Annotated in this window: 19 protein-coding genes; 12 read left to right on the top strand and 7 right to left on the bottom strand. The window is 74.0% G+C overall.

What is annotated here, in order from left to right; all coding sequences use genetic code 11:
• Positions 1 to 6: 6 nt before the first annotated feature.
• Both solA and ACZ6B8_RS28885 read left to right on the top strand, forming a co-directional pair.
• Positions 7 to 1161, top strand: a complete 1155-nt coding sequence (solA, locus tag ACZ6B8_RS28890) for an N-methyl-L-tryptophan oxidase (RefSeq protein WP_471609150.1) — start codon at positions 7 to 9, stop codon at positions 1159 to 1161.
• 34 nt (positions 1162 to 1195) lie between these two features.
• The gene (locus ACZ6B8_RS28885; RefSeq protein ID WP_471609149.1) at positions 1196 to 2317 is read left to right on the top strand and encodes an aromatic ring-hydroxylating oxygenase subunit alpha; all 1122 of its coding nucleotides are present in this window, start codon (positions 1196 to 1198) and stop codon (positions 2315 to 2317) included.
• On the opposite strand, the gene ACZ6B8_RS28880 is transcribed toward ACZ6B8_RS28885, so the two are convergent.
• From ACZ6B8_RS28880 to ACZ6B8_RS28865, 4 genes are all read right to left on the bottom strand, one after another.
• Positions 2310 to 7001 carry a hypothetical protein gene (locus ACZ6B8_RS28880; RefSeq protein ID WP_471609148.1) on the bottom strand — a complete coding sequence of 1564 codons (4692 nt, stop codon included), beginning with the start codon at positions 6999 to 7001 and terminating at the stop codon, positions 2310 to 2312. The genes ACZ6B8_RS28885 and ACZ6B8_RS28880 overlap by 8 nt on opposite strands.
• Positions 7002 to 7088: 87 nt before the next feature.
• On the bottom strand, positions 7089 to 7982 hold the full coding sequence (locus tag ACZ6B8_RS28875) for a hypothetical protein (RefSeq protein WP_471081245.1): 894 nt from the start codon (positions 7980 to 7982) through the stop codon (positions 7089 to 7091).
• Between the two features lie 88 nt (positions 7983 to 8070).
• Positions 8071 to 9597 (bottom strand): hypothetical protein, encoded by a 1527-nt coding sequence (locus ACZ6B8_RS28870; protein WP_471081242.1) that lies wholly within the window; start codon positions 9595 to 9597, stop codon positions 8071 to 8073.
• Positions 9598 to 9655: 58 nt separating this feature from the next.
• Positions 9656 to 10360, bottom strand: a complete 705-nt coding sequence (locus ACZ6B8_RS28865; RefSeq protein WP_471081239.1) for a GntR family transcriptional regulator — start codon at positions 10358 to 10360, stop codon at positions 9656 to 9658.
• Positions 10361 to 10508: 148 nt separating this feature from the next.
• Between ACZ6B8_RS28865 and ACZ6B8_RS28860 the strand changes: the two genes are divergently transcribed.
• From ACZ6B8_RS28860 to ACZ6B8_RS28840, 5 genes are all read left to right on the top strand, one after another.
• Positions 10509 to 11810 (top strand): MFS transporter, encoded by a 1302-nt coding sequence (locus ACZ6B8_RS28860; protein ID WP_471609147.1) that lies wholly within the window; start codon positions 10509 to 10511, stop codon positions 11808 to 11810.
• Positions 11807 to 12592, top strand: coding sequence for a putative hydro-lyase (locus tag ACZ6B8_RS28855; protein WP_471609146.1), 786 nt, complete (start codon positions 11807 to 11809; stop codon positions 12590 to 12592). Before ACZ6B8_RS28860 ends, ACZ6B8_RS28855 begins: the two co-directional genes overlap by 4 nt.
• 114 nt (positions 12593 to 12706) lie before the next feature.
• Positions 12707 to 13471 carry a LamB/YcsF family protein gene (locus tag ACZ6B8_RS28850; protein ID WP_471609145.1) on the top strand — a complete coding sequence of 255 codons (765 nt, stop codon included), beginning with the start codon at positions 12707 to 12709 and terminating at the stop codon, positions 13469 to 13471.
• Positions 13468 to 14178 carry a 5-oxoprolinase subunit B family protein gene (locus tag ACZ6B8_RS28845; protein ID WP_471609144.1) on the top strand — a complete coding sequence of 237 codons (711 nt, stop codon included), beginning with the start codon at positions 13468 to 13470 and terminating at the stop codon, positions 14176 to 14178. The genes ACZ6B8_RS28850 and ACZ6B8_RS28845 overlap by 4 nt, the downstream gene beginning before the upstream one ends.
• Complete coding sequence (locus ACZ6B8_RS28840) at positions 14175 to 15044, top strand: 5-oxoprolinase subunit C family protein (RefSeq protein ID WP_471609143.1); 870 nt, start codon at positions 14175 to 14177, stop codon at positions 15042 to 15044. Before ACZ6B8_RS28845 ends, ACZ6B8_RS28840 begins: the two co-directional genes overlap by 4 nt.
• A gap of 58 nt (positions 15045 to 15102) precedes the next feature.
• Here the strand turns inward: ACZ6B8_RS28840 and ACZ6B8_RS28835 are convergent, their stop codons facing one another.
• The gene (locus tag ACZ6B8_RS28835) at positions 15103 to 16518 is read right to left on the bottom strand and encodes a HEAT repeat domain-containing protein (RefSeq protein WP_471081224.1); all 1416 of its coding nucleotides are present in this window, start codon (positions 16516 to 16518) and stop codon (positions 15103 to 15105) included.
• A gap of 301 nt (positions 16519 to 16819) precedes the next feature.
• On the bottom strand, positions 16820 to 17212 hold the full coding sequence (locus ACZ6B8_RS28830) for an ankyrin repeat domain-containing protein (protein WP_471081223.1): 393 nt from the start codon (positions 17210 to 17212) through the stop codon (positions 16820 to 16822).
• A 275-nt stretch (positions 17213 to 17487) separates the two neighbouring features.
• On the opposite strand from ACZ6B8_RS28830, the gene ACZ6B8_RS28825 reads away from it, so the two are divergent.
• Together ACZ6B8_RS28825 and ACZ6B8_RS28820 are read left to right on the top strand one after the other, a co-directional pair.
• The gene (locus tag ACZ6B8_RS28825) at positions 17488 to 17682 is read left to right on the top strand and encodes a hypothetical protein (protein WP_160503705.1); all 195 of its coding nucleotides are present in this window, start codon (positions 17488 to 17490) and stop codon (positions 17680 to 17682) included.
• A 37-nt stretch (positions 17683 to 17719) separates the two neighbouring features.
• Positions 17720 to 19399: a hypothetical protein gene (locus ACZ6B8_RS28820; RefSeq protein ID WP_471081220.1), complete on the top strand. Its 1680-nt coding sequence runs from the start codon at positions 17720 to 17722 to the stop codon at positions 19397 to 19399.
• 30 nt (positions 19400 to 19429) lie between these two features.
• On the opposite strand, the gene ACZ6B8_RS28815 is transcribed toward ACZ6B8_RS28820, so the two are convergent.
• Positions 19430 to 20929, bottom strand: a complete 1500-nt coding sequence (locus ACZ6B8_RS28815; protein WP_471609142.1) for an SCO1417 family PLP biosynthesis transcription factor — start codon at positions 20927 to 20929, stop codon at positions 19430 to 19432.
• Positions 20930 to 21031: 102 nt separating this feature from the next.
• On the opposite strand from ACZ6B8_RS28815, the gene yczE reads away from it, so the two are divergent.
• The 3 genes from yczE to ACZ6B8_RS28800 are packed head-to-tail and all read left to right on the top strand — an operon-like array spanning position 21032 to position 23866.
• The gene (gene yczE / locus ACZ6B8_RS28810) at positions 21032 to 21706 is read left to right on the top strand and encodes a membrane protein YczE (protein ID WP_471081213.1); all 675 of its coding nucleotides are present in this window, start codon (positions 21032 to 21034) and stop codon (positions 21704 to 21706) included.
• Positions 21703 to 22470: a glycerophosphodiester phosphodiesterase gene (locus ACZ6B8_RS28805; RefSeq protein WP_471081210.1), complete on the top strand. Its 768-nt coding sequence runs from the start codon at positions 21703 to 21705 to the stop codon at positions 22468 to 22470. The genes yczE and ACZ6B8_RS28805 overlap by 4 nt, the downstream gene beginning before the upstream one ends.
• Before the next feature lie 43 nt (positions 22471 to 22513).
• Complete coding sequence (locus ACZ6B8_RS28800; protein ID WP_471609141.1) at positions 22514 to 23866, top strand: MFS transporter; 1353 nt, start codon at positions 22514 to 22516, stop codon at positions 23864 to 23866.
• Positions 23867 to 23943 lie beyond the last annotated feature (77 nt).

Here is a 23943-nt window from a genome sequence, read left to right as displayed (position 1 = left end):
GCACCGGTGTCCCCCACCTACGACGTGATCGTGATCGGCCTCGGCGGCATGGGCAGTGCCGCCGCCCACCACCTCTGCGCGCGCGGCGTCCGCGTCCTCGGCCTGGAGAAGTTCGGCCCGGTGCACAACCGCGGCTCCAGCCACGGCGGTTCGCGCATCACCCGGCAGTCCTACTTCGAGGACCCCGCCTACGTACCGCTGCTGCTGCGCGCCTACGAGCTCTACGACCGCCTCGAACGCGACACCGGCCGCGACGTCGCGACCCTGTGCGGCGGCGTGATGCTCGGCCGCCCCGACAGCCGCACGGTCTCCGGCTCCCGGCTCTCCGCCGAGCAGTGGGACCTGCCGCACGAGATGCTCGACGCCGCGGAGATCCGCCGCCGCTTCCCCACCCTCACCCCGCGCGACGACGAGGTGGCCCTGTACGAGGCGCGGGCGGGCTTCGTACGCCCCGAGAACACCGTGGCCGCCCACCTCCAACTGGCCACCCGGCAGGGCGCTGACCTGCACTTCGAGGAGCCGATGACCCGGTGGGAGCCGTACCGGGACGGCGTGCGCGTGCACACCGCGGAGAACACCTACACGGCCGGGCAGCTGGTGATCTGCCCCGGCGCCTGGGCGCCGCGGCTGCTGACCGACCTGGGTGTGCCGTTCACCGTCGAACGGCAGGTCATGTACTGGTTCCAACCGGACGGCGACGAGCAGCGCTTCCGCGCGGAACGCCATCCGATCTATATCTGGGAGGACCCGGAGGGCGTCCAGGTGTACGGCTTCCCCGCCCTCGACGGGCCGGGCCTCGGCGCGAAGGTCGCCTTCTTCCGCAAGGGCACGCCCTGCACCCCGGAGACCATCGAACGGACCGTCCACGACCACGAGGTCGCGGCGATGGCCGGGCAGGCGGGGCGGCTGATCCCGGACCTTCCCGGCCGTTTCCTCAAGGCCGCCACCTGCATGTACTCCAACAGCCCCGACGAGCACTTCGTCATCGCCCGCTACCCGGCGCACCCCGCGTCCGTCACCGTCGCGGCCGGCTTCTCCGGACACGGCTTCAAGTTCGTGCCCGTGGTCGGCGAGATCCTCGCCGACCTGGCCCTGGACGGCACGACCGGGCACCCCATCGAGCTCTTCGACCCCACCCGCCTCGCCGCCACGCCCGCCTGAGGGACACGAGACCCGCACGAGGAGTACGAGAACCGTGACGACGACCCCCCTGCCGCCGAGTCTCATCGCGACCCTCCCCGGCCGCTACTACACCGATCCGGAGATCTTCCGGCAGGAACAGGAACGCGTCTTCGAGGCGCTCTGGTTCTGCGCGGTGCGCTCCGCCGACCTCGACACCCCCGGCGCCTTTCGCACGGTGCGGGTGGGCCGGGAGAGCGTGCTCGTCACCCGCTCACGCACCGGCGAGCTGCGCGCCTTCCTCAACGTGTGCCGACACCGCGGCGCCCGCCTGTGCACCGAGGAGTCCGGACAGGTGCGCCGCGCCCTGCAATGCCCGTACCACGCCTGGACGTACGACCTCGACGGCAGGCTGATCGCCGCGCCCAACCTGGTGAAGATGCCGGACGTGGACCGCGCCGCGTACGGCCTGGTGACGGTGGCCCTGCGGGAGTGGCTCGGCTACGCCTGGGTGTGTCTGGCCGACGAGCCGCCCTCCTTCGAGGAGACCGTCATGGGCGCGGCGGTCGAACGCCTCGGCGACGCGGCGTCCATCGAGCGGTACGGCACCGAACGCCTCGCGCTCGGCAAGCGCGTCAGCTACGACGTGCGGGCCAACTGGAAGCTGATCGTCGAGAACTTCATGGAGTGCTACCACTGCGCGACCATTCACCCCGAACTGACCGATGTCCTGCCGGAGTTCGCGGACGGCTTCGCCGCGCAGTACTACGTGGGGCACGGCGCCGCGTTCGGCGAGGAGGTCGGCGGGTTCACCGTCGACGGCAGCGCGGGCTTCGACCGCCTGCCCGGCGTCCTGGGCGACCAGGACCGCCGCTACTACGCGATCACCGTGAAGCCGACGGTGTTCGTCAACCTCGTCCCCGACCACGTCATCCTGCACCGGATGTTCCCGCTGGCCGAGGACCGCACGGTCGTCGAGTGCGACTGGCTGTACGCACCCGACGTCGTCGCCTCCGGCGCCGACCTGACGCACTCCGTGGAGCTCTTCCACCGGGTCAACACGCAGGACTTCGCGGCCTGCGAGCGCACCCAGCCCGCGATGGGGTCACGCGCCTACCGCGCGGGCGGGGTGCTGGTGCCGACCGAGCACCACATCGGGCTCTTCCACGAGTGGCTGACGAAACAGCTCGCTACGTAGCGGACGTCGTCGGGGTGGGGGTCGCCTGCGCCGGGACCACGGGCGCGGAGGCCGTGGGCCGCTTGTACATCCGCGTCGCGGTGATCTCGCCGTGCACCGTCTCGCCGTCCGGGTCGTCGGGGTCTCGCTGCGGCAGACCTGGGCGCAGATGCTCCTCGACGCTGATGTACTTCAGGCCCGCCCGCAGGTCCGCGTCGTTCCGCAAGCGGATGACCAGCGGGAACTCGGCGAGCGCCGTGGTGTCGAACAGCCCGGTCGTGTAGAGCAGCTGCACGCCGAGCGCGTCCGAGACGGCCCGCTGGAGCTCCAGGAGGTACGTCGCGTTGGCGCGGCCGATGGGGTTGTCCAGGAAGAGCGTGCCGGCGTGCCGGTGCTTGTCGCGACCCCGGTCGTTGCTGCGCAGCGCGGCCATCGTGCAGTACAGGGCGATGGCCGCGGTGAGCAGCTGGCCGCCGGAGAAGACGTCGCCCATCTGTCCGACGGGGACGCGCTCGGCACGCAACACAGCGTCCGGCTTGAGGATCTCGACGGCGACGCCGCGCGGCTCCAGGGCGGCCTGCACACCGCGCAGCAGCAGGGACATGCCGTCGCGCCGCATGTCGGAGTTCTTCCTCACGGCGGCGCGGGTGGCCTCGTCGATGACCTCGCCGAGCCGCTCGACGAGCGTGGCCTGGTCGGGCTCGTCGAAGCGGACCCGCAGGAACTCCTGGCCCGACCACTCGCCGAGGCCCTCGGGCAGCCGGGAGAGGCGCTGGGCGGACCGCAGGGTGGCGAGCGCGGACTCCACAAGGCCGCGGAGCCGGTCGACGATGGAGTCGCGGTTGCGCTCCAGCTGCTCCAACTCGTCGGTGAGGACGCGCAGTCGGGGCGCGAAGGCGTCGGCCCACTTCTTGGCGTGCTCGGGCAGCGCGGACGCGGGCAGCTCGCGGATCTGCTGCCGAGCCGGGGTGCGCACCTGCTCGTAGCGGGTCGAGTTCGCGTGGCGTACGAGGATGTCGCTCGCCTCGCGGACGGCGGACTCGGCGGTCGAGAGGTCGGCGGCGCACCCGCGCAGCGAGCGGCGGGTCTCCGCGGCGGCCTGGCGGGCCTCCTCGATGGTGCCGGGGTAGCTCTCGGGAGCCTCTTCGGCGTCCTCCTCCTGGTGCTCGCGCAGCAGGTCACGGAGCAGGGCGGCGGTCTCGTCGAAGCCGCCGGCCGCGTCCTCGGTGACGCGGTGAGCGTGCAGCAGGGCGGCGTGGGCCTCCTTGGCGCGGCTCAACGCATCGGTGTGCGCGGCCAGTTCGCCGGTGGCGGTGCGCAGCAGCGCCTGGGCCTGCTCGGCGTCGGCGGGGACGAGCCCCTCGGGGAGCTCGGTGTGGGCGTCGCCGTCCTCGGGGGCGTGCCGCTCGGCCTCGCCGCGCAGCCGGCCGAGCTGCTCGCTCGCGGTGGACGCGCGAGCCTCGATGAGCTGGACCTGGGCCTCCGCGCGCGCGGCGGCGGCCTGCCGCGAGGGGCCGTCGGAGCCGTCGGTGCCTTCGAGGAGCAGGGCCGCGCGGGTGCGGACCTTGTTGCTGAGCCGGTCGAGCTCGGCGAGGGCGGCGCTCTCGTCGCTCTCGGCGCGGGCCTGCTCGGCGCGCAGGTCGGCGCCGACGCCCACCTTCTCGTAGAGCTGGGAGGCCGCGCGGTAGGCCTCGCGCAGGGCGGGCAGCGACGCCTTCGGGCTCTCGCTGTCGTCCGGCACGTCCTCGGGGGCGCCGGCGATCTCGGCGCGCTCGGCGCGCAGCGCGCGGGCGGTGCGGCGGGCGTCGTCGGCGGTGCGCTGGGCGGCGCGGCGGTCCTCGTCGGCGGCGCGTGCGCGGTCCAGGCAGGTCTGGGCGCGGGCCTCGGACTCGACGGCGTCGTCGGCCAGTTCGCGCAGCTTGGCCTGCCAGCCGGCCCGCTCCCTGAGCCGGAACGCGAGGCCCGCGAGGGCGTCGGCGGCACGCCGGGCGCGCTGGGCAGCCTCCTGGCGTTCGTCACGCACGCGTGCCGCCTCGGCCGCCGCCTCGTCGGCCTCGACGCGCGCGGTGCGGGCCTCGGCGAGCTCGGCCTCGGCCTCCTCGGCGAAGGCGCGCGCGTCGTGCGCCGCGGTGGCGAGCTCGGCGAGGCGGCCGCTCGGGCAGCCGGCCCGCCAGGAGGCCAGGCGCGCGGCGAGCTCGCGGTCCTTGCCGAGCCGTACGGCGAGCGCCCGGATCTCCTCGTCGCGCCGCGCGGCCCGGGCGCGCAGCGCCTGCCGCTCCTCGTCGGCGGCGTGCTCGTCGTGCATGGCCGGGTTCGGCGGTACGAGGAAGACGCCGCTGTCGGCCGCCTGCTCGCCCGGCGTGGGGGCGAGGAGGGCGGCGGCGGTGCCGACGGCGACGGCGGAGCGGGGCAGCAGCGCGGCGTCGGCGAGCGCCTCGCGGGCGCGGGCGTGGGTGTCGGGGTCGGTGATGACGACGCCGTCGACCAGCTCGGGGCGGGCGGCGAGCACGCGCGCGTGGTCGGCGGGGTCGACGGCCTGGGCCAGATAGCGCCAGCCGGGCAGCGCGGGGATGCCGTGCTCGCCGAGGAACTCGACGGTGGCGAGGACGTCGGGGCCGGGCGGCAGCAGTCCGCCGTCGCCGAGGGCGCCGAGGATGCGCGAGTCGTCGGCGGCCGCGGTGCGCAGGTCGAAGAGCTGGCGTTCGGCAGAGGCCACGCCCTCGTCGAGGAGGGCCCGCAGGTCGTCGGCGGAGCGGTCCAGCTCCGCCACGGTGAGGGCGCCGTCCGCGCCACCGGTGTCCTGTGCGCCGGTCTCCGCGGGGTCGGCGCCGCGGCGGGGGTGCGGCACTCCGCCGTCCTCGGCCGGCAGGCTCAGGAGTTCGGCGAGCCGGTGGTCCTGGGCGAGGGACTCCGCCGCGCGGCGCTCGGCGTCGTGGGCGGTCTCGGCGGCGGTCGCGGCGTCCGAGGCGCGGGCGGCGGTCAGTTCGGCGCGGGCCTCCGCGGCGGCCGTCTCCTTGGCGTGGTCGGCGGCGCGCCGGGCGGCCTCGCGGGCGGTGTCCCAGGCGGCGACGGTGGTTTTCTCGGCGTCGCTCGCGGCGAGCGCGGCGCGGGCCGGGTCGGCGTCGGGCGCGGTGTCGTCGAGCCAGCCCGCGCGGACGGCCTCCGCGGTCTCCTGCTCGACCTCAAAGAGGCGCTGCTTGAGGTGCCCCGCCTCGCTGCGGGCGCGCTGTGCCTCGGTGGCGGCGGCGGTCGCGTCGCGGTGCGCGGTCTCGCCGGTTTCCTGGAGGACGGCGGAGCGCTCCTCCTCTTCGTTGGCGTGGTTCTCGGCGCCTTCGGCGGCGGTGTGCAGGGCACGGACGAGGTCGGACGCGGCCTTCGCGCGGGCGGCGAGGGCGGGTGCCGCGTCGCGCTCGGCCTCCCGGATCGCGACGGCCACCCGCGCGGAGCGGTCGGCGGCCGCGCGGTGCCGCAGGACGGCTTCGGCGGCCTGCCAGGCGGAGTGCAGGGTGCGCGCGTCGGCGAGCTCGCGGCGCAGCGCGGCGGCGGACTTCTCCGCGACGGTGAGCGCCAGGGAGGCGTGCCGGTAGGCCAGTTCGGCGGAGATCAGGGCGCTTCTGCCGCGCGCCTGCTCGGCCTCGGTGACGGTGTGGGCGGCGGCGGTGACCTGCTCGGCGAGTTCGGCGGCGCGGCCGCGCTCCTCGACGGCGCGGGCGGAGAGCCTGCGGGCCAGGGTCCTGGTGCGGCGCTCGGCGCCCGCGTGCACGTCACGCGCGCGTGCCCGGGCATCCGCGGCGTCGACGATGCGGCCGAGCAGGTCGACGGAGCCCGCGGTGAAGTCCCGCTCGGCCATCAGCTCGGCACGGCGGCCGAGCTTGTTGCCGAAGCCGTGGACGAGGTCGGCGAGGCCGTCCGTGTCACGGGTGTCGGTGACGGCGCGCAGCAGCAGGTCGGTGAAGTCGGAGTCCTTCTTGACCGCGAAGAGGCCGGCGGCCTCGCCCTCGTCGGCGTTCATCTCGCGCTGGTAGCGGAAGAGTTCGGGGTCGAGGCCGAGGTCCCCGAGGTGTTCGTTCCACCGGTCGTGGATCTCTTCCCAGTGCACTTCGAGGTGCGGGTAGGCCTTGACCGCCTCGGTCATGGCGTCGCGGAAGCCCTTCATGGTGCGGCGCCTGCCCTGCGCGCCGGACGCGCCCTCCACGGAGGACCGCACGGCGGTGGACTCGGCGACGGGCAGCGAGTCCAGGCTCATGCCGGGGCCGGGACGGAAGGAGTACCAGGCCTCGGCGAACTTCCGCGGGTCGTTGGAGACCTGGCGTCCGCGCCACTCGCTGACCTTGCCGACGACGACGCACTCGCCGGTCAGGGTGTGCTGCCATTCCAGGGCGACGTGCCCGCAGTCGTCGGCCAGCAGGAACTTGCGCAGCACGCCGGAGCTGGCGCCGCCGAGGGTGTTGCGGTGGCCGGGCAGCATCACCGAGAAGATCAGCTTGAGCAGGACGGACTTGCCGCCGCCGTTCTCCAGGAAGAGCACGCCCGCGGGGGCGGGGCGGCGCGGCGGGCCGACCGGCTCGTCCTCGAAGAACTCCGCCTGGGTGGGCGCGGGGTCGGGCACCTCGGCGCCCACGCCGCGCAGGTCGAGCACGGTGTCGGCGTAGCGCGCGCCGGCGGGGCCGATGGAGTAGAGGCGGACCCGGGACAGCTCGTACATGGCGGCGGACTCTCGTCGTAAGTCGTGCGGAACGGCAGGAAGTTCAGGGCGGCGGGGCGCGGGGCCCGGGGGCGGTGCGGGGCGGTGTCAGGAGTGGAACGGCAGCCCCGCGTCGGCGGCCAGCTCCAGGTCGTCGGGGTCTTCGGGGGGCAGCAGGGTGGCCGAGCCGTCGGTGACCGGGACGACGCCGAGCTCCAGGAGCTCCGCCATGGCCGCGCTGCCCGCCATGTCGCGGACCTGGAGCTGGTAGCGGGCCGTCGTGCGGTACGTGCCTCCGGAGTCGTCCCCGGTCCGCTGCAGGAAGCCGGAGTCGGTGAGGAAGGCGACGGCCTTGGCGACGATGCCGGTGGTGGATCCGGCGAGCCTGCGGGCGTCCTTGGTGGCGCCGGTGGAGCTGCGGCGCGCCCAGATCCGCCAGGCCGCCTCCAGCCCGGGGGCGTCGGTGGCGGGGTCGGTGTTCTCGCCGTGCTCCTCGGCGCGCTCCTCCAGGCGGTGGCAGGCCTGGCGCACGAAGGCGTCGACTCCGTTGACCGTGACGCGGCCGATATAGCCGTCGTCGGCGAGGTCCTCGGGGCGCGGGAACGCCATGGCGGCGACGGCGAGGTGGGCGAGGCCGTGCAGGAAGCGGTCGGTGGAGTCGGTCGCGGCGCGGCGGGCGTAGTCGCCCATGCGGACGGCGAAGACGGAGCCCTCCTCGGCGGTGACGGCCATCCCCGCGCGCGGGGACACCTCCAGGACGACGAGCCCGAGGCCGGTGGCGACGGCGTCGGCGAGCCGCGCGAAGGGCGGGTCCTCGCGGTAGCGGCGGAGCAGCTCGGCGTACTCCTGGTCGCGGGCGGGCTGGAGCTTGGGCTGCAGGCCGAAGGAGACGAGCCGTGCGGCGTCGGCGGCGTCGGCCGGGGTGACGGGCGCGGGGGCGGCGGGCGCCGCCGTGGAGTCCGGCTCGCCCCACGCGGCGTGCTCTGCGGGGTGGTCGGTCACGGCGTGTGCTCCTTGTGGGGGTGGTGCTGCGGGCGGGGCCGGGGCGGCGTGTGGGGGCCGGGGCGGCTCGTGAGGGTACCGGTCATGGTCAGGCCGCCTCCGTCCGGTCGGCCGCCATGCCGACGGCGTCCAGGAGGGCCGTGCCGACGATGAGGTCGGCGCCGCCGAACTCCTCGTCCTCGAGCTGGGTTCCGTCGTCCACGGCGAACAGGAGCTTCTCCTCGCCCTGGCGGTAGGCGGTGCCGACCGGCGGGCTGGCCGCGTGCACGGCCAACAGGGCGACGAGGTAGGGCAGTTCGGGGTCGCGGCGGCGGGCGTCGGCGAGGAGTCCGGAGAGCCGGCGCGGGGCGTCGGCGGGCAGGTCGAGCAGTTCCATGGCGCTCGCGAGCTGCTCCTCGCTGAAGCGGCTGTCGTCCGGGGTGGCGATGAGGTCGGGCTCGGGCATCTCCGCGCCGAGGTGCTCGCGCTCCTGGGGCGGCGTCAGCAGTATGTCGACGAGGTCGCCGACGCGCACGGAGACGGGGGTGCGCAGTCCGGTCCCGCGCGCGAAGAAGGCGTCCGTCACGCGGATCGCCTGCTCGGCGGGGAGCGGCAGGAGGGGGGCGACCAGCTGACCGTAGAGGTCGAGGCCGGTGCGCGCGGTGGGGGCGGCAAAGGCCTGCCGGTCCTGTTCGGCGCGGAAGAGCGGGCCCGCTTCGAGGAGCCGGGACTGCAGCTGGGTGTGGCGCCGGATGCAGTCCTTGACGATGTCGACCAGCTCGGCGGCGCGGCGCTTCTGCTCGGGGTCCTCGGACTCGTCGCGTGCCTTGCGGATGTTGGTCAGGATGGCGTTCTCGTGGCGGTAGCGGTCGGCGACGTGGTCGAGCGCCTCCGCGATCATGTCGGGGACGGCCCGGAGCCAGTCCACCGCGCGGACGTTGCGCCGGGTGGCGTCGAGGGCCTTGCGGAGGGTCTCCGAGTACTGCACGGTGCGGTAGCGCGCCTGCTCGGCGGCGAGCTGGGCGTCGGCGAGCCTGCCGCGGCGGATCAGGACCTCCAGCTTGACCTCGGCGGCGATCTGGGCGCTGGTGACGTCGGTGTCGAGGGCGCCGACCAGGACGTTGACCGCTTCGTCGGTCGTGCGCAGGTAGACGCTGCCGCCGTAGCCGGGGACCTCTTCGAGGAGCTTGAAGTCGTAGTCCCTGCGGACATAGGTGCCGTCCGTCGCGAAGGTGCCGTACACCGCGCGGAAGCCACGGTCGACGCTGCCGACGTTGATCAGGTTCTCCAGGACCCAGCGGGCCACCCGCTCGTGCTCGGCGGCCGGGCGGTGCGGGGCCTGGGCGGCGACGCGCGGGAGCAGCCGGGTGACGATCTGGTCGTGGTCGGCGCCGGTGTCGAAGTCCATCGTGAGCGTGACGAGGTCGATGGCGGACAGGGCCACTTCCGCCATCGCGTACACCGAGTACTCGCCGGCGAGGTTGGCCTTGCGCACGTCCAGGTCGTGCAGCGGAGCCGTGCAGGCCAGGGCGCGCAGGCGGCGCGCCAGGCCCTCGTCGGCGGCCGGGCCCGGAGCGGGCCGCGGTCCCGCGCTGAGCTGGGGCGGAGCAGTGTCCGTAACGGCAGGCGAAGTCACGGTGCACAGACTAGGTCCTCGGTCTGACAACGGTCGAAACGGCGCAGATGCGACCGGCTCAGCCGCCCGTGCCGACGCGCCGCCCGTACACCTCGACGAGGCCCTCGAGGGAGTCCTCCAGGTAGTCGGCGAGCAGCCGTTCGGCCTTCCCCGCGTCCCCCGCGCGCAGGGCGGCGAGGATCTGCTTGTTGCGTTCGAGGTAGGGCTCGTGGAGCCGGCGCGGGTCGTCCACCACGTGGAAGGCCAGGCGCAGTTCGGCGAGGACGCTGCGCATGAGCTCGTCGGTGCGGGCGCTCGCGGCGAGGGCGACGAGTTCCCGGTGGAAGTGGATGTTGGCGGTGGAGACACCCCGCCACCGCTGCTCGCCGGCCGCGCGCACGCCCTCCGCGACGGCGTCGGCCACCGCGTCGAGGGCGTACGGCGGCTCGCCGAGACCGCGGACGACCGCGCACTCCACGAGGCGCCGGGTGCGGTAGATGTCCCGTACGTCCTCGACCGTGAGGACCCGTACGAAGACGCCGCGGTTGAGCTGGTGCTCCAGGAGCCGTTCGTGGGTGAGCAGCCGGAAGGCCTCCCGCAGGGTGTTGCGGGAGACGCCGAGGGCGCCGCCGATGCTGTCCTCGGAGAGCCGGGTCCCGGGCGGGAAGAAGCCCTCGGCGATACGGGTCCGGAGGATGTCCGAGACCCGCTCGGCGGTGCTGGTGCGCCCCAGGAGCGCACGGTCGTCGGCCAGTCCGCTCACGTCAGCCATCGCCTCAGCCATGCCCGGATTCAATCGCAGAGCGAAGAACGAAACAACACGGGTATTGAGGGATCGTTCAACGATCCTCTACCTTGTCGGGCACGGCTCTCCCCGGCGGTTCCCCGAACCGCAGGCTCCAGCACCCCCGTCCCCCCTCTGCGAGGTGCCCATGAGCACGACCCCGCCACCCCGGACCGCGCCGGCAGGACCCCACCCCGCGCCCGGGGACATACCCGACGACAGCGGTGCGTTCGGCTGGCTGCGCGCCCTCGGTCCGCGCGGCCGCCGTGCCTTCGCGGGCGCCTTCGGGGGCTACGCCCTCGACTCCTACGACTACTTCACGCTGCCGCTGAGCATGGTGGCGCTCTCCGCGTACTTCGGCCTGGACAGCGGACAGACCGGGCTCTTCACCACCGTCACGCTGGTCGTCTCCGCCGTGGGCGGGGCCATCGCGGGTGTGGTCGCCGACCGGATCGGCCGGGTCAAGGCGCTGATGATCACCGTCGTCACGTACGCGATCTTCACCGTCGCCTGCGGCTTCGCGCCCAACTACGAGACACTGCTGCTCTTCCGTGCCCTCCAGGGGCTCGGTTTCGGCGGCGAGTGGGCGGTCGGGGCGATCCTCGTCGCCGAGTACGCCACCGCCAAAAACCGGGGGCGCACGCTGGGCGCGATCCAGAGCTCCTGGGCGGTGGGCTGGGGCCTCGCGGTCGTCGTCTACACGCTGGTCTTCCAGTTCCTCGACGACGAGGTGGCCTGGCGCGTGATGTTCTGGACGGGCGCGCTGCCCGCCCTCCTGGTGATCTACGTGCGGCGCAACGTGCACGACGCCCCGGAGGCCGCAGAGGAGCGTCGCAGGAGCGCCCACAAGGGGTCGTTCACGGCCATCTTCAAGCCGGGGCTGCTGCGCGTGACGCTCTTCGCGGTGCTCCTGTCCACGGGTGTGCAGGGCGGGTACTACACGCTGGCCACCTGGGTGCCGACCTACCTCAAGGAGGACCGGGGCCTGACCGTCGTCGGCACCGGCGGCTATCTGACCTTCCTCATATCGGGCGCCTTCATCGGCTATCTGACCGGCGGCTACCTCACCGACAAGCTCGGCCGCAAACGGAACATCACGCTCTTCGCGGTCCTCTCCGCGGCCAGCGTCCTCGCGTACACGAACATCCCGGACGGTGCCAACGGCCTTCTCCTTGTGCTCGGTTTCCCGCTGGGCTTCTGCATGTCGGCGATCTTCAGCGGCTTCGGTTCGTTCCTCAGCGAGCTGTACCCGGCCGCGGTGCGCGGTACGGGGCAGGGCTTCACGTACAACACCGGCCGCGCGGTCGGCGCGGTCTTCCCCACCATGGTCGGCTTCCTCGCCGACAGCTGGGGCGTCGGCGGCGCGCTCGTCTTCGGAGCGGTCGGTTACGGCCTCGCCGTCGTGGCGCTCCTCGGTCTGCCCGAGACGCGAGGGAGGGAACTCCTGTGACCACTCCGGTGATCCGCGGCGCCGCGGAGGCCCGCGCGGCGTTCCGTTCGGGCGAGACGAGCCCCACCGCCGGCTGGGCGGCGGGCTTCACCCAGGCCAACCTCATCTCCGTCCCCGCCGACTGGGCGTACGAGATGCTGCTGTTCTGCCAGCGCAACCCGAAGCCCTGCCCGGTGCTCGACGTCACGGACACGGGCGCGTGGACCACCCCGCTCGCCCCCGGCGCCGACCTCCGCACGGATCTGCCGCTCTACCGCGTGTGGGAGGACGGCGAGCTCGCCGACGAACCCACGGACGTCGTCGGCCGCTGGCGCGAGGACCTGGTGACGTTCCTCCTCGGCTGCAGCTTCACCTTCGAGTGGGCGCTCGCCGCCGCCGGGGTCCCGCTGCGCCACATCGAGCAGGGCCGCAACGTCCCGATGTACGTGACCACGCGCCCCTGCCGTCCGGCGGGCCGACTGCACGGCCCCATGGTCGTCTCGATGCGCCCCGTGCCGCCCCGTCATCTCGCCGACGCCATCAGGGAGAGCGCCCTGATGCCCGCGGTGCACGGCAGCCCGGTGCACTGCGGCCATCCGGCAGGGCTCGGCGTCGAGGACCTGGACCGCCCCGACTTCGGTGATCCGGTGGCCGCCGAACCGGACGACATCCCGGTCTTCTGGGCGTGCGGGGTCACGCCGCAGGCCGCGGTCATGGCGTCGCGGCCGCCGTTCGCGATCACGCACGCGCCGGGGCGGATGTTCGTCACCGACGCCCGGGACGACCAGTACCGCGTGGTGTGACGGCGGCGCCCCACGGCCTGACGCCAACTCCCTGTGGCTGGACCGCCGTTCCGCGCCGTCCGACCGGCCGTACAGCGCCACCCCGACAGCCGAGAACCCTGGAGACCTCCGTACATGAGCACCACCTCGATCGACCTCAACGCCGACCTCGGCGAGGGCTTCGGCCACTGGCGCCTGACCGACGACGACGCGCTGCTGTCCGTCGTCACCAGCGCCAATGTGGCGTGCGGGTTCCACGCCGGCGACCCGGTCACCATGCGCCGGGTGTGCGACCTCGCCGCCGAACGCGGGGTGCGGATCGGGGCGCAGGTCTCCTACCGCGATCTGGCGGGGTTCGGGCGGCGGGCCATGGACGTGCCGGCCGCGGAGCTGGCCGCCGAAGTGGCCTACCAGATCGGCGCCTTGGAGGTGTTCGCGCGGGCGGCCGGTACCCGTGTGTCGTACGTGAAGCCGCACGGCGCGCTCTACAACCGCGTCGTCCACGACGAGGAGCAGGCCCGCGCGGTCGTCGACGGCGTACTCCTCGCCGACGCCTCGCTGCCCCTCCTCGGGCTTCCCGGATCGCGCCTCCTGGAGAGGGCGGAGAAGGCCGGACTGCCGGTCGTCACCGAGGCGTTCGCGGACCGCGCCTACACCGACGAGGGCACTCTGGTTCCCCGGACCGCCCCGGGAGCGGTCGTCGCGGAGGCGGACAGCGTCGTCGCGCGGTCGGTCGGCTTGGCCCGGTCCGGACTCGTCACCTCGCACGGCGGCCGCGAGATCGCCGTCCGCGCGCGTTCGCTGTGCCTGCACGGCGACACTCCGGGGGCCGTGGGTCTGGCCCGCCGGGTGCGGGCCGCGCTGGAGACGGCGGGTGTACGGGTGGAGGCCTTCGCATGAGGGTCCTGCCGGTCGGTGACCGGGGCCTGCTCGTCGAACTCGCCGACGGGACCGAGGCCCAGGCCCTCCACGCCGAACTGCTCCGCCGCCGCGCGGCCGGCTCGCTGCGGGTGCGGGAGATCGTCCCCGCCGCCCGCACGGTGCTCCTCGACGGCCTCGACGAGCCCGCCCGGGTCGGGGCGGAGCTGTCCGGCTGGGAGATCCCGCCGCTGCCCCCGCGCGCGGGAGCGGTCCTGGAGATCCCCGTACGCTACGACGGGCCGGACCTGGCGGACGTGGCCGCGCACTGGGGCGTGCCCGTGGCCGAAGTGGGCCGGATCCACGCGGCGGCCGCATTCCGGGTGGCCTTCTGCGGGTTCGCGCCCGGCTTCGGCTATCTGACCGGGCTTCCGGAGCGCTACGAGGTGCCGCGCCGGGCCACGCCCCGCACCGCCGTCCCCCAGGGCAGCGTCGCCCTGGCCGGCCCGTACACGGGCGTCTACCCCCGGGCCTCCCCCGGCGGCTGGCAGCTGATCGGCTCGACGGACGCGGTGCTGTGGGACCACGCGCGCGAGCCCGCCGCCCTGCTCTCCCCCGGCGTACGCGTCCGCTTCGTCCCGGAGCCGCCGACCGACACCCCGCCGAGCAACCCGTCGGACAGCCCGGAGCCCGCACCGGGGCCCCCGTTCGGCAGTCAGGCCCCGTCCCACACCCCGGAGACGCGATGACCGACCGTGCCTTCGCCGTCGTGCGGTCCGGGGCGCTGACCACCGTGCAGGACCTCGGACGCCCCGGCCACGCCCATCTCGGGGTGCCGCGCTCGGGGGCCCTCGACCCGCCCACGCTGCGCCTGGCCAACCGGCTGGTCGGCAATCCTCCCGACGCCGCCGCCCTGGAGACCACCCTCGACGGCGTCGCCGTGCGCCCGCGCCGCCCCGTGACCGTCGCGATCGTCGGCGCGCCCTGCCCGGTGACCGTGGACGGCCGCCCCGCGCCCTGGGGAGCGCCGGTGCGTGTACCCGCCGGAGCGCTCCTCGACGTCGGCGCCGCGCTCCGCGGAGTGCGGTGCTACGTCGCGTTCGACGGGGGCGTCGCCGTCGCACCGGTGCTCGGCAGCCGCTCCACGGACCTGCTCTCCGGGCTCGGCCCGCCCCCGCCGGCGGACGGCGCGGTCCTGCCCCTGGGAACGCCGGGCGGCACGCACGCGCGCGTGGACACCGTCCCGCTCCCCGCGCCGCCGCACGAGCTGACGCTGCGGGTGGCCCTCGGGCCCCGGGCCGACTGGTTCACGGCGGCGGCGCTGAACACGCTCACCACGCGCGCGTACCGGGTGTCGGCGGCGAGCAACCGCATCGGCCTGCGCACCGAGGGCCCCGCCCTTGAGCGCGCGTTCGAGGGCGAACTGCCGAGCGAGGGGATGGTGCTGGGCGCCGTGCAGGTGCCGCCGGACGGCAGGCCCGTCGTCTTCCTCGCCGACCACCCCACCACCGGGGGCTACCCGGTGGTGGCGGTCGTCCGGGAGGCCGACCTGGCCGCGGCGGCCCAGGCGCGGCCGGGGACTCCGGTGCGCTTCGTGGCGACCGGCCGACGCTGACCCCGTGAGGAGCGGCCGTACCCTCGCCGCACGGCGGCGCCCTGGCTCGACGACCGCCCTACACGGCCGCGTCCGGGCCGATCCTGCTGCGTACCGCGCTCTGTACGTCGTCCTCTTCGGCGGGGTCGGCGGCGAGCCGCCGGAGCCGGTTGACCACCCGGGCGTCACCGGTCTCGGCGTGCCGTGCGGCGACCTCGCGGGTGGACTCCTCGCAGTCCCACAGGCACTCGACGGCGAAGCCGGCGGCGAAGGAGGGGTCGGTGGCGGCCAGCGCGCGGGCGGCGCGGCCACGGAGATGGGAGGAGGCGGTCTCGCGGTAGACGTGGCGCAGCACGGGGGCGGCACAGGCGATGCCGAGGCGTCCCGCGCCGTCCACGAGGGTCCACAGCGTCGGCGCGTCGGGGCCCTCGCCCCGGACGGCCTCGCGGAGCGCGGCGAGGACGAGCTTGCTGTCCTGTGCGCCGCCCCGGCAGGCGAGCATCCGGCCCGCGGCGGCGCCGAGCGCGTCGGGCCTGAGGGCCCAGCGTCGGGCGCGCTCCACGACGGCGACGCCGCGCATCCGTTCGAAGGCGCCGGTCGCGGCGTCCACCACGACGTGGGAGGGGTCCTGCGCGGCGTACTCGATGAGGTCGAGCACGGCGGGATCGTGGGTGTCGGCGAGGTAGCGCAGGGCGGTGCCGCGCGCTCCGTCCGAGCCGGTGCGGGCGGCCTCGATGATCTCGGGCCGGTCCTCGGGGCCCGCGACCGCGGTCAGGCAGCGGGCGGCGGGCACGTACAGCACGGCGCCCCGCTCCAGGCCTTCCTGCGCCCAGTCGAAGACGGCCTGGACGCTCCAGCCGGGGCGCGGACCGGAGGGCCGCATCTGACGCTGCCAGCGGTCGAAGGAGCCCTGTTCGCGCGCGGCGCGCACGCGGCCGCCGACATCGGCGCGGGGGTCCTCTTCCCAGAGGCGCCAGGGCCGGGGTTCATAGGCGTCGCGGACGGCGGCGGCCAGCTCGGCCCCGCCCTCGGCGTCGGGGGCGAACCGGGCGAGCACGGGGGTGGCGAGGGCGCGCAGGCCCGCGTCGTCGTCGCGCAGCGCCAGCTCGTCGAGGGCCCACGCCCAGTTGGAGCCGAACGCCGCGTACCTGCGCAGCAGCTCCAGGGCGTCCTGCCTGCCGTACGAGGCGAGGTGTCCGAGGACGGCCAGGGCCAGGCCGGTGCGCGACTCGTCCGTGGTGAGGACGTCCTCGGCGTCGAAGAGGTGGCGCTCGATCTCGCCGAGCCCGCCGTGCAGGTCGAGGTAGAGCCGGGCGTAGTACAGCGAGCGGTTCTCCACCTGCCAGTCGTGGCGGGGGTCGTGGAGTACACAGTGGTCGAGGGCGGCGAGCGCCTCGGAGCGTGGGGCGGTGAGCGCGTGCAGCGTGCCGTCGCCGCGGCCCCTCTGCAGCAGGCCGAGCAGCGTACCGCTGGGCGCTATGACCGGATCGAACATGGGAAACAGCCTCACATCAAGCGTCGACGCAACCGGGAATCACGCATTACCTGGCCGTGCGCCAACACGTCGGGCCGCCCGCCGTCATTTGCTTGTCGAAGACCATCTTCCTCTGCCTCTCGTCCATGGCCCAGGGGTTCCCGGACGGGAGGTCCGGGGGCGGGCCGCTCACGGTCCGCGCGGTGCGGCGAAACCTGCCCCGCCGTCGCGTCCGTGAATCACGTCGTCATGATGACCCGGCGGTCAGCTCCGCCGCGACCACATTTCCAGCGCCCCCGTTGCTGCTGGTCAGGTACCCCGTCTAGGCGGCACCGAACAGCTGAAGCAGCTCCACCTTCCCGAACATCCGTGCGGTGTCGACGGCCGACGGCATCCCCGCCGCCGGATCGGCGCCGCCCGCCAGGAGCGCCCGGACCACCTCGTCCTCGCCCTTGAAGACGGCCCCGGCGAGCGGCGTCTGCCCGCGGTCGTTGGCGCGGTTGGTGTCGGCGCCGCGCTCCACCAGGACGCGGACGGCGTCGGCGTGCCCGTGGTAGGCCGCCAGCATCACCAGCGAGTCGCCGCTGTCGTTCGTGAGGTTCGCCGGGACACCCGCGTCGACGTACGCAGCGAGCGTCGGGGCATCGCCCTGACGTGCCAGATCGAAGATCTTGGTCGCCAGCTCCACGACCTCCGGGTCGGGGGCTTCGCTCATGGGGGCGTCCGCCTTTCTGGGTGCGCTGCCGGTGCAGCCGTACGAGTGAACCGACAGGGTACTGCCCCCGCCGGCACATGACGCGGCCCACCCGAGGCAATGATCACGGCGGGACCGGCGGACCGCACGAACCGGCTCCCGCGCGGCCCAACGAGGCTCCGCCATTCGAGGGAAATCCTCAATAATTAACCCATTTGCACCTTTAATCGTATGGATACATGCTGTGAACCTGGAAGAACTCATGGTGACTGTCCCCACCAACCAGGAGAACCGTCATGATTCTTTCCATCTCGGGCGTCGTGCTGCTCGGAATCATCGTCTTCCTCTTCTTCCGCAAGGACGGACTCAAGGCGTCCCACGCCGTGGTCTGCGCCCTCTTCGGCTTCTTCATGGCGGGCACCGCCATCGCCCCGAGCATCAAGGCGGGCAGCGCGAGCCTGGCGAGCCTCCTGGGCGGGATCAAGTTCTGACGTACCCGCCGTTCGCACGCACCTTCAGGAGACTGACGTGGCCAGGCGCCCACTCCCCCGCATTCTGAGCACCGGTACCGCATCCCTCGCCCGGAGCCGGGAGCTGGCACGGTCGGCAGCCGACAACGCCACCGACGTACTCCACCCGCTGATCACGATCACCCGCGGACTGCGCCGGCTGGCTGCCGCCGGGCGGCGCAGGTGGGCCGACACGCCCAAGGACAAGCGCGGACCGCTGCTGTTCATGGCGGCCTCCGTGATCCTGGTCGTGGCCCTCGTCCCCTATGGACCGCTGCTCGCCGCCATCTGCCTGATGGCGGCCGCCGCGTGGACGGGCCGTGAGCGCCCCGCCCCGGAGCCGACCGGCCCGGACGAGTCGCAGACGCAGCGGCTGCAGTCCCTCTACGAAGCACTCGTCCCGTACTTCTCGGTCCCCGAGGACCCCGCCCCGCTCTTCGCGCACGGCGGGGAGTGGGACAAGGCCCTCACCGACCACGAGTTCGACGACACCGGGCGCATCTCCCGGCTCGTCGTGCACTACCCCGCGTACTTCACGGACGGCGAACCCGACGCCCGCGCGCGGATCGAGCAGTTGCTGCACGCCAAGTCGGGCCGCGGCCGCGAATACCACTTCGCGTGGGACGAGGAGAGCAACGAGCTCACCGTCTCGGTGCTGGCCCCGCTCCCCACCGACATCGCCGCCCAGCGCTTCGTCACCGCGCCGGGGGAGACCGTCCTCGGCTTCACCGACGAGACCGGCGTCCAGCGCACCCTGCCGGTGACCGACGGTGCCGACGGCGAGGAGCCGCGCGACGTGCCCCCCGTCGTGTGGCGCACCGGAATCCGCTCCACCGAACCGCATCTGCTCATCGCGGGCCAGCCGGGCAGCGGCACGACGACCCTGCTGCGCTCCATCGCGCTGCAGGCCCTGCAGTACGGCGACATCCTCATCGTCGAGGGCAGCGGCACCGGTGACTACGCCTGTCTGACCGGCCGCGGCGGGGTCCTCGCCGTCGAGTGCGGGCTCACCGGGGCCCTCGCGAGCCTGGAGTGGGCGGCGCACGAGACCGAGCGCCGGCTGATCTCGGCGAACCGGGCCCGGCAGGCGGGCCACCCGCCGCCCGAGGACACCAAGCGCCCCCTGTGGATCTTCCTCGACCGCCCCAGCGCCCTCGGCCACCTCGCCGCGGCCGACGGGCGCCGGGACCCGCAGACACTGCTGCAGGTCCCCCTGCGGCACGGCAGGGCGGCCAATGTGACGGTCGTCGTCGCCGACCAGCTGGACACCCTGGACTCGCTGAGCGACGCCGTGCACCAGCACACCCGCGCGCGCGTGCTGCTCGGGCCCGCCACGATCGACCAGCTGGAGGAGGTCCTCGGGGTGCCGCCGCACACGACGGTCACCCAGGACGTGCCGCCCGGCCGGGGCTACGCCCGCCTCGGCACCGGCCCGGTGCACCGCCTCCAGGTGCCGGCGACCCCCGACCCGTACGACGACGCGACCAGTGAGGCGCACCGCCGCGCTGTCCTCGACCTGCTGCCGGACCGGATCACTCCGCCGGACGCCCCGGAGCCCACGGCGGACGCCGCCGTCGACTCCGGCCGGGTGGACACCACCGTGGCCGACACCATCCCCGCGGCGGCCGGAGCCGAGTCGGTTCCGCTGGAACCCGCCCCCGAGACCGCGGCGGCGCAGCCGGTCCCCGCCGAGAGCTGAGGGCGGGGCGGCGCCGCGGCTACGCGGTCGTCAGGCCACGAACGGGTGCGCGACCTGCGCACCCGCACCGGCCCCCGTCTCCACCAGCCGGGCCGCGGCGGCGAGCCGCACCGCCGCCTCCTCGGCCACCGCTCCCCCGACGGTGAACGGCAGCCGCACGTACCCCTCGAAGGCCCCGTCGACGCCGAAGCGCGGCCCCGACGGCACCCGCACCCCGACGCGCTCGCCCACCTCGGCGAGCCGGGACCCCGAAAGGCCCCCGGCCCGCACCCACAGGGTGAGCCCGCCGCGCGGCACCTCGAACTCCCAGTCGGGCAGCTCCCGGCGGACGGCCGCGACCAGCGCGTCCCGGTTCTCCCTGGCCTGCTCCCTGCGCACGTCCACGGCGGCCTGCCAACCACCGGTGTTCAGCAGCCAGTTCACGGCCAGCTGTTCGAGCACGGGAGTGCCGAGGTCGGCGTACGCGCGCGCGGCGACCAGGCTGCGGATCACGTCCGGCGCGGCCCGCACCCAGCCGATGCGCATGCCCGCCCAGAAGGCCTTGCTCGCCGAGCCGACGGTGACGACGGTGGAGCCCGCGGGATCGAAGCCGCACACGGGCCGGGGCATGGCGAGGTCCGCGTCGAGTCCGAGCTCGCTCATCGTCTCGTCGACGACGAGGACCGTGCCCGCCGAGCGGGCCGCCTCGACGAGCTGTCTGCGCTGGTCCTCGTCGGCGAGGGCGCCGGTGGGGTTGTGGAAGTCCGCGACGACGTACGCGAGCCGGGGCGCGGCGTCGCGCAGGACCTGGCGCCAGCGGTCCATGTCCCAGCCCCGCAGGCCCTCGGCCATCGCGACGGGAACCAGCCGGGCACCCGCCTCGCGCATCAACTGGAGGATGTTGGCGTACGAGGGGGACTCCACGGCGATGCGTTCACCCCGGCCCGCGAAGAGATGGCAGATCGCGTCGATGGCGCCCATCGCGCCGGTGGTCACCATGATCTGTTCGGGCATGGTGGGGATGCCGCGCGCGGTGTAGCGCTCGGCGAGCATCTCGCGCAGGGCGGGCAGGCCCGCGGGGTAGTCGCCGTGCGTGTGGGCGTACGGCGGGAGGGCTTCGAGGGCGCCCTGGACGGCACGGGTGAGCCAGGGCTCGGGGGCCGGCAGCGCCGCGCAGCCCAGGTCGATCATGGAGCCGAGCGCCTCGGGCGGCAGCGGTTCGAGCCCGCGTGCGGGAAGCGGGTTCCCGGCCGGCACCGCGGTCCAACTGCCCGCACCCCTGCGGGACTCCAGGAACCCCTCGGTGCGCAGCGCCTCGTAGGCGGCGGCGACGGTGGTGCGGCTGACGGCGAGGGCGACGGCGAGTTCGCGCTCGGCGGGCAGGCGGGCGGCGACGGGCACCCGGCCCTCCAGTACGAGCAGCCGGATGCCGTCGGCGAGGGCGCGGTAGGCGGGCGGGCGGCGGGTGCCGGTGCCCGCGGGGCGGTCCTGCTGTGAGGCGAGAAGACGGGCGAGCTGCGTCGAACCCATCGCCGAAGTCCACTGAGCCACGATTCCCAGTCCACCTTCCCCGAATTGGCCATGGTTGGCCCTGCCGTACAAGCCACAGAGTGTCACGCATCAGGCCACTACCACCACAGCGGGGGGCACCACATGTCCAGGACGACACCTGAGGCGGCACGGCGGCACCTGCCGCGCAGACTGGTGCAGCTGTACGCGGGCCTCACTCTGTACGGCGTGAGCTCGGCGCTCCTGGTGGTGGCGGGCCTCGGCCTGGAGCCGTGGAACGTGCTGCACCAGGGGATCGCGGAGCTCAGCGGCCTGTCGATCGGGGTCGTCTCCATCATCGTGGGCGCTGCGGTCCTGCTGCTGTGGATCCCGCTCCGGCAGCGCCCGGGGCTCGGCACCGTCTCGAACGTCTTCGTCATCGGCCTCGCGATGGACGCCGCGCTCGCACTGCTCCCCGACGCGCACGGCCTGCTCGCGCGGGTCCCCCTCATGGCGGCTGGGATCCTCCTGAACGGTGCTGCGACCGGCCTCTACATCGCGGCCGCCTTCGGCGCCGGCCCCCGCGACGGCCTCATGACGGGCCTGCACCAGCGCACCGGCCGCTCCATCCGGCTGATGCGGACCCTCATCGAAGTGGTGGTGGTCGCCACCGGGTTCGCGCTCGGCGGCACGGTGGGGATCGGCACCGTCGTCTACGCGCTGGCCATCGGCCCGCTGGCCCAGCTCTTCCTGCGGCTCTTCGCCCTGCCCGCCCCCGCGGCCACGGGAACCGTCGTGGCCGCCGGCGGACCCTCGGAGCAGGCGATACTTCAGCGGTGACCCTCCCCGTACGCCACCCCTACCTCGACCACCCCGGCCCGCTCGCCCTCGCCCACCGCGGCGGCGCGGCGGACGGTCTGGAGAACACCGCGGCGGCCTTCCGGCGCGCCGTCGGCCTCGGCTACCGCTACATCGAGACCGATGTCCACGCCACGGCCGACGGCCGCCTCGTCGCCTTCCACGACGCGACGCTGGACCGCGTGACGGACGCGGCCGGGCGCATCGTCGACCTGCCGTGGCGCGAGGTGCGCCACGCGCGCGTGGCGGGCAGCGAGCCGGTGCCGCTCTTCGACGAGCTCCTGGAGACGTTCCCCGAGGTGCGCTGGAACGTGGACGTCAAGGCGGAGCCCGCGCTCCGGCCGCTGCTCGACCTGATCCGCCGCACCGGCGCCTGGGACCGCGTCTGCGTCGGTTCGTTCTCCGAGGCCCGGGTGGCCAGGGCCCAGCGGCTCGCGGGCCCGCGCCTCGCCACCTCGCTGGGCACGCGGGGCGTGGCGGCGCTGCGGCTGCGCTCCTACGGCGGCCCCGCCGCCCCGCGCCGCTCCGCGGTCTGCGCCCAGGTGCCCGAGACACACGGCGGGCTCCGGGTGGTCGACCGCCGCTTCGTGCGCGCGGCCCACGCGCGCGGGCTGCAGGTCCACGTCTGGACCGTCAACGACGCCGAGCGGATGACCGCTCTCCTCGACCTCGGGGTGGATGGCATAGTTTCCGATCACATCGAGACGCTGCGCGGGGTGCTGAAGGACCGGGGGACCTGGGTCTGACCGCCCGAGACGCGTCGCACCACGGGGAACAGCGAGGTCACGGGTGGGCACCGACACCCTGAAGGCGACGGCCGACGACACGGCCGCCGCGAGACGGCACGAACAGCGGGGCTGGTACTTCTACGACTGGGCGTGCTCGGTCTACTCCACGAGCGTCCTGACCGTCTTCCTCGGGCCCTATCTCACGGAGATCGCCAAGACGGCCGCGGACCCGGACGGCTACGTGCACCCGCTGGGCGTCCCGGTCCGCGCCGGTTCCTTCTTCGCGTACACGGTGTCCGTGTCCGTGATCGTGTCGGTCTTCGTGATGCCGCTCGCAGCGGCGGCCGCCGACCGCACGGGCCGCAAGAAGCCGCTCCTCGCGGTCTCCGCGTACCTGGGGGCGGCCGCCACGGCGGGCATGTTCTTCCTGTCCGGCGACCGCTATCTCCTCGGCGGGCTGCTGCTGATCGTCGCCAACGCCGCGCTCGCCGTGTCGATGGTGCTCTACAACTCCTATCTGCCGCAGATCGCTCCTCCGCACGAGCGCGACGCGGTCTCCTCGCGCGGCTGGGCCTTCGGCTACGCGGCCGGTGCCCTCGTCCTGGTCCTGAACCTCGTCCTCTTCCTCGCCCACGACAGCTTCGGCGTCTCGGAGGCGACCGCGGTGCGGATCTGTCTGGCGTCGGCGGGCGTGTGGTGGGGCGCCTTCACCCTCGTCCCCCTGAAGCGGCTGCGGGACCGCGGGACGCCGGCGCCGAAGGACGGGCCGCCGCGCGGGGGCGGACGGCAGTTGCGGGAGACGCTGCGGGACATGCGCCGCCGTCCGCACACGCTGGCCTTCCTGCTGGCGTACCTCGTCTACAACGACGGGGTCCAGACGGTGATCTCGCAGGCTTCCGTCTACGGCTCCGAGGAGCTGGGGCTCGGCCAGTCCGCGCTGATCGTCGCGGTGCTGCTCGTCCAGCTGCTCGCCGTCGCCGGCGCGCTCGCCATGGGGCGGCTCGCCCGGGCCTACGGGGCCCAGCGGACCGTACTCGGCTCGCTGGTGGCCTGGACGGTCACCATCGGAGCGGGCTATTTCCTGCCCGCCGGCACGCCCGCCTGGTTCTTCGTCCTGGCCGCGGGCATCGGTCTGGTGCTCGGCGGCACGCAGGCGCTCTCCCGTTCGCTCTTCTCGCACATGGTTCCGCGCGGCAAGGAGGCCGAGTACTTCTCCGCGTACGAGATCAGCGACCGGGGCATGGCCTGGCTCGGACCGTTGATCTTCGGCCTCACCTATCAGCTCACCGGAAGCTACCGGGACGCGATTGTCTCGCTCGTCTTGTTCTTTTTGGTGGGTTTCATCCTGCTTTTGCGGGTACCTGTACGGCGCGCGGTGCGCGACGCGGGCAATCCCGTACCCGACCGGATTTAGCAACTGAGGCCAAAGGCCGGTAGTGTACGCGTTTGGCCTGCCAGGCGGACCGTTACTGCGAGCTGAGGATTCAGAAA

Source organism: Streptomyces sp. NPDC041122 (assembly GCF_055592445.1).
The sequence above is the reverse complement of the archived record's forward strand: the minus strand, read 5'-3'. Positions and strand labels throughout refer to the sequence as shown.